Annotated in this window: 12 protein-coding genes and 1 other RNA gene; 4 read left to right on the top strand and 9 right to left on the bottom strand. The window is 45.1% G+C overall.

Annotation, left to right across the window (positions count from 1 at the left end):
- Nucleotides 1-73: 73 nt before the first annotated feature.
- From purM to ACH19P_RS08000, 3 genes are read left to right on the top strand one after another with little or no spacing between them, the layout of a single operon-like run.
- On the top strand, nucleotides 74-1,126 hold the full coding sequence (gene purM, locus ACH19P_RS08010) for a phosphoribosylformylglycinamidine cyclo-ligase (protein ID WP_462158084.1): 1,053 nt from the start codon (nucleotides 74-76) through the stop codon (nucleotides 1,124-1,126).
- Nucleotides 1,126-1,797: a phosphoribosylglycinamide formyltransferase gene (gene purN, locus ACH19P_RS08005; protein ID WP_462158083.1), complete on the top strand. Its 672-nt coding sequence runs from the start codon at nucleotides 1,126-1,128 to the stop codon at nucleotides 1,795-1,797. Before purM ends, purN begins: the two co-directional genes overlap by 1 nt.
- Nucleotides 1,730-2,530: a DUF3108 domain-containing protein gene (locus ACH19P_RS08000; RefSeq protein ID WP_462158082.1), complete on the top strand. Its 801-nt coding sequence runs from the start codon at nucleotides 1,730-1,732 to the stop codon at nucleotides 2,528-2,530. Before purN ends, ACH19P_RS08000 begins: the two co-directional genes overlap by 68 nt.
- A gap of 56 nt (nucleotides 2,531-2,586) precedes the next feature.
- Here ACH19P_RS08000 and ACH19P_RS07995 read toward each other — a convergent pair whose 3' ends face one another.
- From ACH19P_RS07995 to ACH19P_RS07955, 9 genes are all read right to left on the bottom strand, one after another.
- Nucleotides 2,587-3,213, bottom strand: coding sequence for a hypothetical protein (locus ACH19P_RS07995; RefSeq protein WP_462158080.1), 627 nt, complete (start codon nucleotides 3,211-3,213; stop codon nucleotides 2,587-2,589).
- Entirely contained in the window at nucleotides 3,210-3,833 is a 624-nt protein-coding gene (locus ACH19P_RS07990; protein WP_462158079.1) for an RNA polymerase sigma factor, read from the bottom strand. Before ACH19P_RS07990 ends, ACH19P_RS07995 begins: the two co-directional genes overlap by 4 nt.
- Before the next feature lie 50 nt (nucleotides 3,834-3,883).
- Nucleotides 3,884-4,519, bottom strand: coding sequence for an energy transducer TonB (locus ACH19P_RS07985; protein WP_462158078.1), 636 nt, complete (start codon nucleotides 4,517-4,519; stop codon nucleotides 3,884-3,886).
- Between the two features lie 127 nt (nucleotides 4,520-4,646).
- Nucleotides 4,647-8,117 (bottom strand): ATP-binding protein, encoded by a 3,471-nt coding sequence (locus ACH19P_RS07980; protein ID WP_462158077.1) that lies wholly within the window; start codon nucleotides 8,115-8,117, stop codon nucleotides 4,647-4,649.
- A gap of 45 nt (nucleotides 8,118-8,162) precedes the next feature.
- The gene (locus ACH19P_RS07975) at nucleotides 8,163-10,439 is read right to left on the bottom strand and encodes a hybrid sensor histidine kinase/response regulator (protein WP_462158076.1); all 2,277 of its coding nucleotides are present in this window, start codon (nucleotides 10,437-10,439) and stop codon (nucleotides 8,163-8,165) included.
- 3 nt (nucleotides 10,440-10,442) lie between these two features.
- Complete coding sequence (locus tag ACH19P_RS07970; RefSeq protein ID WP_462158075.1) at nucleotides 10,443-11,711, bottom strand: ABC transporter substrate-binding protein; 1,269 nt, start codon at nucleotides 11,709-11,711, stop codon at nucleotides 10,443-10,445.
- 135 nt (nucleotides 11,712-11,846) lie between these two features.
- Nucleotides 11,847-12,767, bottom strand: coding sequence for a GGDEF domain-containing response regulator (locus ACH19P_RS07965; protein WP_462158074.1), 921 nt, complete (start codon nucleotides 12,765-12,767; stop codon nucleotides 11,847-11,849).
- A gap of 239 nt (nucleotides 12,768-13,006) precedes the next feature.
- Nucleotides 13,007-13,103: signal recognition particle sRNA small type (gene ffs / locus ACH19P_RS07960), an RNA gene on the bottom strand.
- A 172-nt stretch (nucleotides 13,104-13,275) separates the two neighbouring features.
- Nucleotides 13,276-14,133 carry a DUF3014 domain-containing protein gene (locus tag ACH19P_RS07955; protein WP_462158073.1) on the bottom strand — a complete coding sequence of 286 codons (858 nt, stop codon included), beginning with the start codon at nucleotides 14,131-14,133 and terminating at the stop codon, nucleotides 13,276-13,278.
- 145 nt (nucleotides 14,134-14,278) lie between these two features.
- Between ACH19P_RS07955 and ACH19P_RS07950 the strand changes: the two genes are divergently transcribed.
- Complete coding sequence (locus tag ACH19P_RS07950; RefSeq protein ID WP_462158072.1) at nucleotides 14,279-15,418, top strand: patatin-like phospholipase family protein; 1,140 nt, start codon at nucleotides 14,279-14,281, stop codon at nucleotides 15,416-15,418.
- The last annotated feature ends 65 nt before the right edge of the window (nucleotides 15,419-15,483 follow it).

Here is a 15,483-nt window from a genome sequence, read left to right as displayed (position 1 = left end):
TAAGCCGCGGCATTTGCTGTAAAATGCCCGGCGTTTCTAAGCAACCCCTAAATTCAATTTTTGAGGAAACCCCGTGAGCGAACAAAAACAGTCTCTTAGCTACAAAGATGCCGGCGTCGACATTGATGCAGGTAACGCCCTAGTAGAACGCATTAAAGGCGTTGTGAAAAAGACCAAACGCCCTGAAGTTATGGGTGGCATCGGCGGCTTTGGCGCGCTATGTCAGCTACCGACGGGTTATAAAGAGCCTGTTTTAGTTGCGGGTACTGATGGTGTAGGTACTAAGTTACGTCTAGCTATCGATTTGAAAAAGCACGATACCGTCGGTATCGACCTCGTGGCTATGTGTGTAAACGACCTAATCGTTCAAGGTGCTGAGCCACTATTCTTCCTTGATTACTATGCGACTGGCAAACTAGATGTAGACACAGCAGCTGACGTAGTAACTGGTATTGGCGCTGGTTGTGAGCTTTCTGGTTGTGCACTTATCGGCGGTGAAACTGCTGAAATGCCTGGAATGTATGAAGGCGATGACTACGACATGGCTGGTTTCTGTGTAGGTGTTGTAGAAAAAGAAGGCATCATTGACGGCACTAAAGTTGCAGCGGGTGACCAACTAATTGCACTCGCTTCAAGTGGTCCTCACTCAAATGGTTACTCACTAATTCGTAAAGTATTAGAAGTATCTGGCGCAGACACAAATAGCGAATTTGAAGGTAAAACGCTAGGTGAACACCTGCTTGAGCCAACTCGCATTTATGTTAAGCCAGTGCTTGAGCTACTTAAACAAGTTGACGTTCACGCACTTTCTCACATCACTGGTGGTGGTTTCTGGGAAAACATTCCACGCGTATTACCTGAATCTGCAAAAGCAGTGATCAAAGGTGACAGCTGGCAGTGGCCTGCAGTGTTCAACTGGCTACAAGAGAACGGTAACATCGAAACACACGAAATGTACCGCACGTTCAACTGTGGCGTAGGCATGGTGCTTGTGGTTCCTGCCGACAAACTAGCGCAAAGCCTAAGCATTCTTAAAGATGCGGGTGAAGACGCTTGGCACATTGGTGAAATTCAAGACGCTGTTGCCGGCGAAGAGCAAGTTGAAATCAATGGTGGTGCGCAATAATGACGCATGGCCAGACGCCTGCCCGACTCGTTGTACTTATTTCGGGCAGCGGCTCTAACTTGCAAGCGATCATCGACGCAGTTGCAGCAGGTGAGATCCCTGCAACCATCTGCGCCGTGATCAGCAACAAGGCCGATGCATATGGCCTTGAACGCGCCAAAAACGCAGGGATCGAGACTCAGGTCTTAGATCATAAAGCGTTCGAAACGCGTGAAGATTATGACGCTGCTTTGGGAGACCTCATCGAGAGTTTTTCACCTAACTGTGTTGTATTAGCTGGATTTATGCGTATTCTAAGTGCTGGCTTAGTGCAAAAATTTAAGGGAAAAATGTTGAACATTCACCCTTCTTTGTTGCCTAAGTACCAAGGGCTGAATACCCACCAGCGTGCTTTAGATGCGAACGATAAAGTGCATGGCGTTAGTGTTCACTTTGTGACTGAAGAACTTGATGGCGGACCAGTGATTGTCCAAGCTCAAGTTGCTATCGAAGATGGCGATACGGCACAAAGTTTGGCACAAAAAGTTCATGCACAAGAACATATTATCTATCCGTTGGTGGTTAAGTGGTTCAGCGAACAACGACTGACTATGGAAGATAACTATGCAGTGCTCGATAACAACACCCTTCCAAGCCAAGGCGCCGATCTCAACGCGTTTTTGGGCAGCTAAATTTTTGTTTGCCGCAGTGTTAAGCTGCGGCACTTTCACCTCGGCATTTGCACAGCAAGACGCCAGTGCTCCTGCAACAACAACCACCTCTTCACTGATTGAATATAAAGCCACGTATGTCGTCACTCGCCAAGGCGAACGCCATGGGGAAGCACAACGTTCATTGCAAAAGGTCGCAGATAACACCTATGAGCTTAGCTATCGCAGCGAGATAGAGTGGATGGTATTCTCCGATGAGCGTGAGGAAAGCAGCCGCTTTGAATATGTGGACGGCGATGTCACCCCACTCGATTACAAACTGGAACGCACAGGAACTGGCCCAGATAAAACCTACAAAATTAGCTTTGATCATGCAGAGCAACAAGTGTTCTCAAACCAATCAAAGTATGCAGTAGAGTGCCCTTGGAACCCAGATTACCAAGACGTATTGTCATACCAGATTGCCCTGCGAAAAGGATTGGCCAATGGTGAGACCAAGTTTGCTTACCCCATTATTGATAAAAAAGGTAACACTCGGGAGTACCAATTTGAAGTCCTAGGTACTGAAACCATTACCCTACCGATAGGCAATGTCGAGACCATCAAAGTAAAACGCGTCTACGACAATGATAAACGCCAAGCGATGGTGTGGTTTGCACCGAGCATGAATTACATGATGGTGCGGATGTTTAAGGGCAAAGACGGTGTAGAGCAATTCCAGGTTGAGTTAGCGAGTTATACACCGAATAACTAGGGTCTGTTGAGTTAGTAAAAGCGCCAATAAGGCGCTTTTTTACTTTCAAGTAGACACTATGAACATTGGGCTTTGGACTGTGTTTTACTCACAGTGAGCAGTTGACCTTGAGCATTGAAGGATAACGCTAATAACGCGCCAGGCTGCACACTTAAGTCAGATTCTCGTACAACTTTGTCTGCAAGTTCTGCGCTCAACGCAATCAGTACCTGCTGGCGGCAATCAGCCAGTAGCCAATCCCCTTCTCGCTGCACCAATCTCGCAACACGAACAGGTTGTTCACTAGCAATCGTTGAATACGCTTGTTGCTGCACCCGCAAATTATTTGCCAATTGTTGTTCTGCGCTATCGATGCTGCGCACATTCATAGGTACTTGTTGAGACACTCGCAATCGCTGTTGTCCGCTAATTTCGTCATAAATTTCAATACTTTCATAGGCTACAACATTGTATAGCGCCTGTTTGTCACTTTGAAATTCAAACACAGTGATTGACACTAAGGTCATGAGCGCGCAACACGCAATGAGCCACTGACTTTGCGGCCACCAATTGCGGTGGGTAGAAACCTTTTTGGGCTTAGATAACGCAGTTAGCAACGCACGCTTTTCACTGGCATCGAGTTTATGATGTTGCTTTTCATACCCATGAACCTGTTTGAGCTTGTCTGAGTCGGGATAGGTCATTCACTCTCTCCTGCTTGCATTGCTTCTGCTATTTTTGCTCGTGCATAACGCAAGCGCGTTTTTATACTTTCCTTTTGCGAACACGTAATGTCGGCAATCTCTTGTACACTGAACCCTTCAAGTTGCAAACTCAATGCCTCGCATTGTAAATATGGCAAGGCATCAATAGCCTGCGTCAGCTGAGCACGTGTGGCATGATCAATGAGTCGTTGAACATAATCATCGTCTAGCTGCATGTGCACAGAGGAGTCCGCGTCCTCCCACGCCAATTCTGGCTTTTGCTTGCGCAATAAATCGATAACTTTGTTGCGCGCCACACTGAATAGCCATGCTTTAAAATTGCCCTGTCCATCAACACGAAAGCGAGCGGGATTGCTGAGCCAGGTTAGCCATACATCCTGAAGTACATCCAATGCGCATTGGCGTCGACTGTAGCTATCACCCTTAACACTCTTGAGTTGCGCGAGCAGAAAGTACAACACATCATCACTGAGCCTTAGTACAAGCTCTTCTTTAGCCTTTGCATTGTCTGGCGCGCGCTGCGCAAGCTCTTCATTACTTAATTGCCGAACATCTGGCGCCAACGGCGCAAATAGCCTAGATGCCATTGCCTTTAGCATCGTTACTCCTTAGCTGCGCGGCACCATCAAAGGCGCCGCTCCTTGCGCTATTACTGTTGTAAATTAAAATCCAATCTTACTTGTTGATTGCCTTGCACCTTCGCGACCCCTTCAACCACCATCGGGTTGAACTTCCACTTTTTCAGTGCTCGAAGAGCGTCCTTGTCAAAAATACGTTTTGGGTCAGCGTCGATGACTTTAGCATTGATCACTTGCCCTGTGGCAGAAATATCATAACTCAGTACTACATATCCTTCGATACCATCACGGGCTGCTGCCGCTGGATATTGCGGAGGTACGCGCACGAGCGGCATCGCCTGTCCTGAGCCATTGTGGCCAAAATCAAAGGTGTCACGGGCTGAGGTATCTATGTCCGGCATATCAAAGGGAATGATCCCGGGATCACCTGCTGTATCATCTGGGAGCTCTTGACGTGTTTGTGGACGCTCTTGAGGTTTAGGTGGCACGGGGCGTACTTTTTCGATTACTTTTGTTTGTTCAGGCTGCTCCATGATCACAACCGTAATGTCTTCAAACTCTGGATCATGAGTACGCGCGGGTTGATTTAACAGCGACACCATAAAACTAAATGTAGCAAGCGTGATTACAGATGCCGCAACCAAGCTCAAGGTGATTTTTAGACTTGGCTTCAACCACTGCGATTGATGATTCATGGTCATTTGCATAGGATTCCCCTTAAAACTGAATGAGCAACACATGTGATTATGTGTTGCTCATACAACGTCTGGGGATCAGAAAAGGGGTGAAATTATTTTCACTTTTTGACATTAACCGCACTTTGGAACAATTAGGTTAATCACTTTGTGCGAGTTCAGCCTCCACTTCTTCGACTAGCAGCGGCACATATTCCTTCAACAACTTCATTTGCGAAGCGACGTCAAGGCTGTTGTTCGTTGCTGCGTTTTCAATCTCTGCAAGTAAACTGTGCAAAGGTGTAGCACTGATTTCACCGCACAACCCCTTGAAGGCGTGTGCCGCCTGACGAACACTTTCACACTCTCCTGACGCGACCGCGTCTTCAAGGATTGTCAGCTTGTTTGGCGCAGCCTTGATAAACATTGCACAAATTTTGTTTAACAAATCCTCTTTGTTTAACAGGCGCTTCAGTGCCGCATCCCTATCCCAAAGTGCTACTTCGGCGCTCTGTTCCACTGACTGGCTTTGATCTGTATGTGCATCCGAATCTGAATAAGACAAAATCCACCTCACTACTTTTACTTCTGCTTCTTCGACGACTAAAGGCTTGCTGACATAATCATTCATGCCTGCTGCCAAACACTTTTCTTTTTCGCCTAACAACGCATTGGCTGTCATCGCAATAATCGGCACATGGGAATTATGCATACCCGCTGCGCCCGATCGAATTTTCATTGTTGCATCATAGCCATTGAGTATGGGCATCTGACAGTCCATCAACACACAACTAACCACGACTCCCTGGTCATTTAGCTCCTTAAGCGTGTCGATTGCGTGTTGGCCATTGCAAGCTCGAATAAAATCCACAGGTAATGAAGATAACATGCCCACTGCCACTTCAATGTTAATATCGTTATCATCAACAACTAACACGGTTTTGCCGACCAGTTTCGCCATTTTTTCTGGTGGCGTAATAAAGTTATTCTCGTCAACGTTTGCCTTACCAATACTCGCTTTTGCACGTTCTGGATCAGCGATAAGGCGCAATAACTCGGAACGAATAATCGGTTTGTTCAACTTAATAACGCGAACAATACTACTGCTGACCACGGGGCAACTTGAGGACTGCAATGCCACAACTGGTGGTAATTTAAGATCAGAGTTTTTTGTGAGTATTGCCTCTAAACGCTCGATACCATGCTCTTTGCTGTCGATAAAAATCATATCGTATGTGTGTAAGCTGGAAGCGTCAATTCGCACTAATTCAGTACTTTTTACCTGCGCTCCGTCAAACGCCATGACTTCGCGAAGATGTTCAGCCAGAGCAACATTATCCATTAAGATGAGCGGTTTAAACGTACTCAATTGCTTCGAGTGACCGCGTAATTTCACGCTACCCAAAGATACTGTGATCTGGCAAGTGAACACACTGCCTTGGTTTGGTTCAGATGTGAAATGAATATCCCCGTTTAACAATTGACTTAATTGCCGACAGATTGAGAGTCCAAGCCCCGTACCGCCATATTTTGCCGCCACTCCCGAATCCGCCTGCGTAAAAGCACTGAATAATTTACTTTGGGACTCAGGTGCAATGCCCACTCCGGTATCGGCAACGCTCACAGAAAGCTCATATTGGCTGTTATTAACAACCTCACCTTTAGCGGTGACTTTCACATAACCGTACTCGGTAAATTTAATTGCATTACTGATTAGATTATTAATAATTTGGGTAAATCGATGCGGATCGGTGATCACCTCCTGGCAGTGCAACTCTTTTGTGTCGATAAACACTTCTAAGTTCTTATCAAATGCTTTGACTGCAGATGACACCACCACGCTCTCTATCAGGGCAATAGGATTAAACGGCTTGGGGTTAATCTCTAGCTTACCGGCCTCAATTTTCGACAAGTCGAGAATATCATTAATGAGCACATTTAAATTCGTTGCGCTGAGTTCCATCATTTCCAAGTAACGTGTCGATTTTTCAGAGTGACCTTCTCTTTTCAGCAACCCAAGCGTGCCAATAATACCGTTCAGTGGGGTTCTCATTTCATGACTGATATTTGAAATAAACGCACTTTTAACCTCGCTGGCCTTTTGTGCTTCATCTTTCGCTTGCGCTAACTGTTCAGTACGCGTTCTTACTTTTTGATCGAGTTCTGCATTGAGCTTTCGCACGCTGTTATCCGCAAGCCTTTCTTTAGTGATATCTCGGATAATTAAGGCGATACCGTCTAAGTGATTTTGCTCTGCACGCATCGGGCTTACTGAAATCGCATAATATAAATCAACGCCATCATGGGAAGTGTGCCAATCGTCTGTCACTCTTTGGGCTGATTGCGATAGCGCTTGAATGTAGGTGCCAATTGGCAGATGTTTTAAGAAGCCGATTTGGTCAAAGTGAACGCCTTTTGCAGCATCAAAGGTACTCCCGAGTAATACTTCGGCTGCGTGGTTCATCGTCGTAAGTTTTCCCGCCATATCAAGGCCCACTATCGCGTCAATTGAACCTGCAACTATCGCCGATGACTCTCTACGTGCTTCCGCCAACATTTGGCTGCGCACGGCACTGCGGTGAAAATTAAACATAACGAAGGCAGTTACACTCAGTGCTGCAATTAAAAATGAATAAACGGTAATACGTTTATCATTGATGATATCAATGACATAAGATTCGGGCACGAGTGTGCTGAGATTAATATATCCCGAGTCTTCGGTATTGCGAGTATTCACTTTGCTTGAGAACACATACCACTTTTTATGTGCATTCGATTTACTTTCTACAGGAAAAATTACGTCATTTTGCAACTGAGGTTGATACAGTGAATCCCAATTGATTTCTGGTGCTACGTCGCGTGTAAATCGGTAGGATTCCTCAGGGTGATAAATAATGTCGCCTTCGGCCGATGAGATGACTAGCTCACTGTAATCCGGAACACTTTGTGCTAACTCAGCAAGAAGGTTACTCGCATTGGTGTTCATAATTAAGAAGCCAAATCGCCGACCATCAGCAGCAAATATTGGTATGGAATAACGTATGACAGGTCTATACGGAAACTCAATTTTTCCATTTTCGCGATTGAGGTTAAGCCGCGACATATAGACTTGATTGGCCATCAATTGCGAGCTTGGCAAGAAGTAACTTGCATTGCGCTTTACCTGTAAACCATAGTCAGGGATTGCTTCAATAAGACCTCCACGGCGTTCGACACGGATAAGCTCCTTGCCCTCACCAACTGACGAAATAATTCGCAGTTGGTCGACGCTAGCCTTGTTTTGCATAAAGGCGGTAAAGATAGTCTCGAGTCTATGTTTCCACTGATTATATTGGGTGCCATCATAAGGGTCTATCCCATCATTGTAATGTGCACGCGGTAACCCAGATATGGGCGGAGTGGCATGTAAAAAACGCAAATCAGCATGAGAGTTTGCAATTGAGTTGTAAACCAATTCGCGCATCTGCGAGGTTGTTGCACTTAAATGCGTTTGATTATCTTCTAGCACGCTACTTTTCACTCGTGACTCGAACGTCACTACCGCTAACGCAAATATTGCCGTGATAATAATGATGGCGCCCAACAGCGTGAAGTTTGTTCGGGTTATGGCTGAACTGGAGTTATATTTCACGTTTAAGCTCTCTTGTGATTAGGTTTAAGCAGGGCTTTCTTTTGATTAACATTGCGTGCATGTACACCATTGGTCCAAGACTCTAAGCAACTCACTGTATTCCACAGGCTTAGTTAAAAAATCATCCATGCCAGCGTCTAAGCAAGCCTGTTTATCACTGTCCAACACATTGGCAGTCAATGCGATTACGGGCACTGTTCGAAATGTCGGCATCGCTTTGATAAGTTTGGTTGCTTGTGGCCCATCCATCACTGGCATTTGCATATCCATAAAGATTAAATCAAAAGTCTGATGCTCGCATTTTTCCACCGCTTGTTGACCATCATCAGCAAGCACAATGTTGCTCACTCCCGCTTCTTCCAATAGCGACTGCAATACCATTTGGTTCACTGCATTGTCTTCCACTGCAAGAATGGTCAGATTAGAAAAGTCTGCCACACTGTCGAAATCCTCTAAAAACTCTTGTTTTTCAGTTGGTTGCTCACTAGCTCGTAAGGTTAAAGCGAAATAAAACCGTGAACCCTTGCCAAACTCGCTTTCTACATGTAACTCTGAGCCCATAAGAGACAACATTTTGCTAGAAATGGTCAGTCCAAGTCCCGTGCCGCCAAAACGTCGAGTAATAGATGAGTCAGCTTGCGAAAAGGCTTCGAATAAACTGTGAAGTTGCTCATCTCGGATGCCTATCCCCGTATCTTGAACACTGAACTCCAACGTCACTTCTTCACCTTGGCGAGCAAGCGCTTGTATATCTAGAGTCACGCGGCCTTGTTCAGTAAACTTGATTGCATTGCTGAGCAGGTTAATAAGGATTTGCTTTAAACGGGTTTCATCGGTGTGAATAGTCGTCACCGCGTTGGGCAGTTGCTCCTCAAGAATAAGGTCGATATTTTTGAGCTGCGCCTGTTCTTTAAATAGTTGGCGCAACTCGTACAGCATCTCTTCTAAATCTACAGGCCGCTTTTCAAGTTCTATCTTTCCTGCTTCGATTTTGCTTAAATCGAGAATGTCATTAAGAATGACAAGCAAGCTTTTTCCTGAAGACGCTATCACTCCCAGCATGCGCTGCTGTTCTTTGTCCAATGATGTCGTACCCAGCGTATGAACCATCCCTAGGATACCGTTCATGGGTGTACGTATTTCATGACTCATATTAGCCAAAAATTCAGATTTAACTTGCGACGTTTTATCCGCTTCTTGTTTGGCCATAATGAGGTCTTCACTGAGCTCTCGAAACTGGTGAGCAGCACCAGCCAACACCCCTATTTCATCTGCTCGGTCAGTATCATAAATCGGCGCAGACAAGTCTCCTTTTAAAAAGCTTTGGAAGCTCTTTGTTAACCTGCGGATTGCACGTGTAATATGCGCATGGAAAAAATAACCAAGGGCAATAATAAGAATTATTGCCGAGAAGGCTAAAATATTGAGCACTTGCTCAGTACGAATTATGTTCGCAGCCCCCTGTTGCTGGATATCCTCTAACCGCGCCAATGAACGCTCTCGCAGCGTATCAACCAAATTTGTAAACTCGATTGCATCACCAGCCATTACCACGTTAACCAAAGTGAGGTAATTTCGATTAGCTTGGACACTTTGCGAAAATGCAGCTCTATATTGAGTGATTAATTCTATTAATTGGCTGAAAGTTGCAGTATTGGCATTGACAAGAGCTGGGCTCACCTGTTGCTCCAGCAAAGCTAACTGGTTCAAGGCTTGTTGAACCAGACGCCTTTTAGCGTAGTCTTTTTTCGTTAGAAACAAGCCCGCGTTGTTGTGCATGGTGTGCCAAGTATTGATTGCTTGCGCCAACACCAGCTTGTCTTCGTCAATGGATGCTTTATTTACCAAGCTTTCAAGTTGCAACAACATGTCTTGGTAATACTGAGGTAGCTCGATATCAATATAAGTTGTTTTTACACGGTAACGCTGGGCCAATACGTTGAGATTTTCACCGTATCGCCCTACCAAGTCAGCCATCGCGGTAAATAACGCAATATCGTCTTTTTGTTGGGCAAGCCCTGTTATTTGCTCTAATCGTAATTTGATGCTGGCATGGCTGTTTTCAATCTTAGAAAAAATCGCTTCACTACCGGAAGCACCATACACTGAGACATCTCTTTGCAATTGCACAATATCGTTGTTGATGCGCAATATATTGACAGTTTGACTAGAAATATCGAGTGTACTTTGCACCGATTGCTCTATCGTTTTAATCCGATACTCGAGCATCAGATACACGCTAAAAAGCGTAACCATCAGCAATGACAGCATGATCAACACTTTTGCAGCGATGGAACGTCTTATTACGTGAAACACCATCATTCCCTAGGCATTAAGTAATTCATACCATTTGTCTAAACTGTAGTCATAGTTCTCCATCACCGTATTCCACACAGCAATGTTGGAGAATCGTTGCACATAACTCCCTCCGTCTCTGCGCTCGCCTGGTTGAACAGACACATTACCATCTGTGCCCTTCAAGGCGACGCTCGCCTTTTGGCCTTCATACCAATACTGCCACTCCGCATCGCTCATTAATGGTCGGCTGCGCTGAGGGTTAGAGATATAATAGCCTTGACGGGCGATAAAAGCGCCGGGATAACCTGAAAGCCACCAATTCATGTACTCATAGGCAGCATCTTTTACAGCTCCTTGCACATTGGTTGATAAACACATCACCCCATGCCAAGCACGATAGCCCTCTTTAGGTGAGGCATAAACGACGGGAATGCCCTGTCCCCGACACGCAGTCACCCCTGGTGAAAACATGCTTTGAATATTGACGCGGTTAGCTTTCATAAATTCAACGGATTGTGGCACTGAGGTCCAAAAACCAGCAAAGTGCCCCTGCTGCTTTTTCTGCATCAAAATAGCAAACAGCGTATCCAACTCTTTGATGGTCATATTACCGATGTCATTAAACGTCATTAAACCGTGCGCTTGTGCGGCCAAGGAAGCATCGAATATACCAATCGTTGGAGCATTCACGAGTGCGACTTTACCGCGATTGCTGTCATCCAATAACCAACCCCATGATTCAGTCTCGTAAGCTGTGCCTTTTTTAATGTGTTGGGTGTTATAACCGAAAGAATCAACATTGTGCACGTAGGGCATAAAACTTATTTTTTCACTGGGCTTGCTACCCAAAGATCCATCTTCTTGAATAAACAGAATTTTATTGGGTGCATCACCCGCACCTACCTTAGCCTCTGGTGTTAACTTACCCGTTTTGGTCAGAGGGTTTATCTCGTCCCAATACGTTAAACGTTCGACCTCAATAGGCTGAATTGCACCAGCTTGCCACAGAATATTGATTGAATCTGACCACTGCTCATAAAGGTCGAAACTACTTGGATCCGATGCGGCCTTTTCCAATACTGCTGCACTGCCCATAGGCGTAAATTCGAGATTAATGCCGAGCTCCTGCATCGCTCTTTGACGTAGCGCTTCTTGGAGTGTTACATGCGTGCCCATAACACGCAGAGTGACTGGTTTTTTTGCAAAGACATAAGGGGCTTTAAAAGCGACTGCAGATACAGCAGCGCCTGCGCCCAGAGTACGCAGAAAGTGTCGACGATTGATACCTTTATCCATCTTTAAGCCATCTCGTTAGATCACGATGACACTAAGTATAGTCAAGGTATTTCAATCACCTAGAATAAAACACAGAAAGTAAAGCGAAGACGCTAAACAAGGAGCATAATTCGCTTGTCTCCACCAGCTTACAAGCTATATCAAACTTATACGGCTTTGATTCTTGCCTTCATGTTTGGCGTTATACAGAGCCTTGTCAGCAATTGAGATAAGCTGAAACAATGAGTATTCATGCACGTTAGTACAACATACCCCGCCAATACTGATGGAAACACGACCGAGGGGCGATTTCTCATGGTCAATGTTCTCTTGGGACACCGCATCCAATATTTGTTGTGCGACACAGGCAACACCTTCTTCATTGGTGAAAGGAAGAATCACTAAGAATTCTTCACCACCATAGCGAATAGCGATATCTTGTGGCCGACGAATCGTGTTGTTAATACAGGTCGCAATTTGCCGTAAACACTGATCACCTTGTTGGTGACCATAATAATCGTTATACGCTTTGAAGTAGTCCAAGTCCATCATCAAGACACCAAGAGGTTCTTGACTACGAACGGCTTGCCTCACAACACTTTCGATTTCAACATTTAGATAATGACGGTTATATAGTTCTGTGAGTGGATCGCGAAAGGTCAATTTAACAAGTTGATCCACACGCAATTTATTTTCCAAGTGGTTACGAGTGCGATGAATAAGTGTTGAGGCAGCGACTGGTTTGCCAATGAAATCAGATGCACCCGCTTCCCAGCACGCATTTTGCGCGTCTAAATCAAAATTGGCGGTCACAAACACGATTGGAATGTCCGCAAGGTCTTCGCGTGATTTCAATGTTCGACATACATCTAAACCACACACTCCTGGCATGTTAACATCCATTAAAATAAGGTCAGGTTTTTGCCTTTCACAATAAGGAATGACTTGATTACCATCTACAAGAGCTTCGACCGAGTAATGCTCTCCTAATAAGGTGAGTAATGTAATTCGGCTGACTTCTTCATCATCGACTACAAGTACGCGACATTCTGAGAGCGGCTTTAAGTCTAAATGCATGATTTCCCTTGCTTATTTTAATAGTTGTTGATGGCCATAGTCACTCGCCTGTCACATCACGTAGGGATCTGAACGATTCTATAGCGATTTCAAGACCTTGGGCTTTTGTAGTATAGCGCGAACTTATATGACTTGTATAACCAATATACAGCGTAACACCTGTCTGAATGCTGACTAAATAGTGAGTTTGGGAAATATTGTAGAAGAGCCGAAAACATCTTGAGGGGATTGGGTGGTAGCCTTACCAGCCACATCTCGGCACACACATCACACGCTGTGGCTGCTCCCTTCCGGGCCTGACCAGGTTCACCTGCTAGTGTTGCGAGAGGACCAATAAGGCCACCATAGTGGGCCTCTTGGGCGCTGGGAGGATTATCCCGACTTTACTCTTTGGTTTCAAGGAAAATTCTAAAATTGCGGGCTATTTGCTTAGTAAACAATCAGTTTAAAGTAATTTAGAAAGAAAAAAGGCAAACTAACGCGTTTTGATAGTTTGCCTCATCATCAATTAGTTGAGTTGGCTACGCAGCTCTTTAAGGACTGCTTTTACTTTTGCTACATTTTCTGGGCCCATACGCAACAATTGCTTTTGCGCCGGCGGCAAGTTTTCCCATTCCGAATATGCATATTTGTATGTCACTGAGTCTTTCAACAACGGGATTTGCGTTGTCATTTCAGGTGTATCTAGCAATAAATCAATCGCTTGCACTAAGCGCTCTTCAAAACTGCTGTCTGGCATACCAATTTCGCCATAGGCTTGTTCAATAAGCGGCTCATAACGCTCATACAAGGTGACTAATTGCTCAGTTTGCAATGACGTGAGAATAGCCACATAAGGGTCGTAACGCTTGAAACTTGCCGGGTCCATCGTTAACACTTCCCCTTCGGCGACGCTAAATGGCTTCTCAAGCTTAGTCACTGGCGAGTGATTGGCAGCCACTTTGCCATCAGCGAGGTTATTCACGAACACCACTGTGCGACGGATTAAATCATCATTCACTAATAATTCAGCACTGGTTTGCGCAAGCGATTGTTCTACACGCTCAGTCACTGCCGCGTCACTTTCGTCTAAAGTGGGCAATGCTGGCTCTTCAACAACGGGGTCTTGGCGCTCAGGCTCAGGCGTTATTTCTTGTGGCTGCTCGATAGGCTGAGTCACTTCAGGCTCAGGTTCTGGCTGTACATCTTCCGGCTCTATCACTACAACTGGCTCGGGTTTTTCAATAACAGGCTCTGGGGTGTCTTCAGTTTGTTTACTCAGTGCAATGATCACTACTACGACAAGGACGACAACCACTATGGCAGCAAAAAGTACTGAGTTGCGGTTTGGTCGTTTAGTCTCTTGGTCATGGGGCTGCTGGTTCATTAAAGGCTCCGTTGTAAACAGTAAATAAAAAGTGCCACATAGTGCTTAGTTTGTCGATTCTGCTATTGCAGATTTCTTCTATACGTTTCTTTTTACAAAAGAATATTTTACATTTAAGTTAAGTGTCCATTTAAGTGCAAATACTATGCGAAAGCAAACGAATTGCGGCCGAAAAGGCACGGCTTTGTTATTAAGTGGTGGGGGCGCCCGAGCTGCATATCAAGCCGGAGTGATTAAAGCCCTTGCTCATAGCCTACCACGAACGGCGCCGCTGCCATTTCGTATTATTACTGGGACCTCTGCTGGGGCAATAAATTCCGTAGCACTCGCCTGCTGGTCGTCATGTGCCCACCTTGCCGCAAGAAAACTCGACGCCGTGTGGGGCCAATTTCATACTTCCCATGTGTATCGCAGTGATTTTGCCCATGTTTATGGCCATATTATTCGTAACGTCCTTTCGAGCTTTCGCTCTGGCCATGCTAACCATGCGCCCGGAAGTCTGTTTAACAACTCGCCACTGAGAAAGTTATTGGCCGACGTGTTGCCTATGGAGCGCATCGATCGCAATATACACCGTGGTGTTATAGATGCATTGGGTGTAACAGCATCTAACTACAGTACCGGGGATTCCATCACATTTTTTCAAAGTGGTGATGCTAAACCCTGGAAGCGCGCAAAACGCAAAGGCATAAAAACACGCATTCATCTGGAGCATTTGATGGCGTCCAGTGCCATTCCCGTGGTGTTTCCGAGCGTCAAAATCCGCCATCAATATTACGGTGATGGCTCAATCCACCAAATGTCACCATTATCAAGTGCCATTCACTTAGGAGCTGAACGCATTTTTGTCATTGGTGTTGAGCAACCCAAAGATGAAACGCGCAAATATGCCCCCCACTACCCGGGCATTTCTCATATCGCTGGCCACTTGTTAGACAGTGTGTTTGCTGACACCATTCAAGCTGATTTAGAAAGGGTTGAACGTATTAACCGTACGGTGGGCTTAATCAATGCGAAAGACCGACACCAAGAATTAAAGCACATCGACACCTTTGTAATTAATCCCTCGCACAATTTTAATGCTATTAGCAGTGAGTATTTTGATGATATGCCACTAGCAATTCGTACCTTGCTACGATGCATAGGTGTAAAGCGATACAGTGAATCAAGTTTACCGAGCTACTTATTATTCGAAAAACGCTATACCCAACATCTCATTGAACTTGGGTACCAAGATGGCCTCGCTAATCTCAAAGAGTTACGCCATTTTTTATGTTTGGATTAATTTAAAATGGTTATTAGGAAGAATTACTATCTAAAAAAGAGCGAATAACCGCAATTAGAAAAATG

The organism is Pseudoalteromonas sp. GB56 (assembly GCF_054923835.1).
Note: the sequence above shows the minus strand (reverse complement) of the source record. Positions and strands in the feature narration are given on the sequence as shown.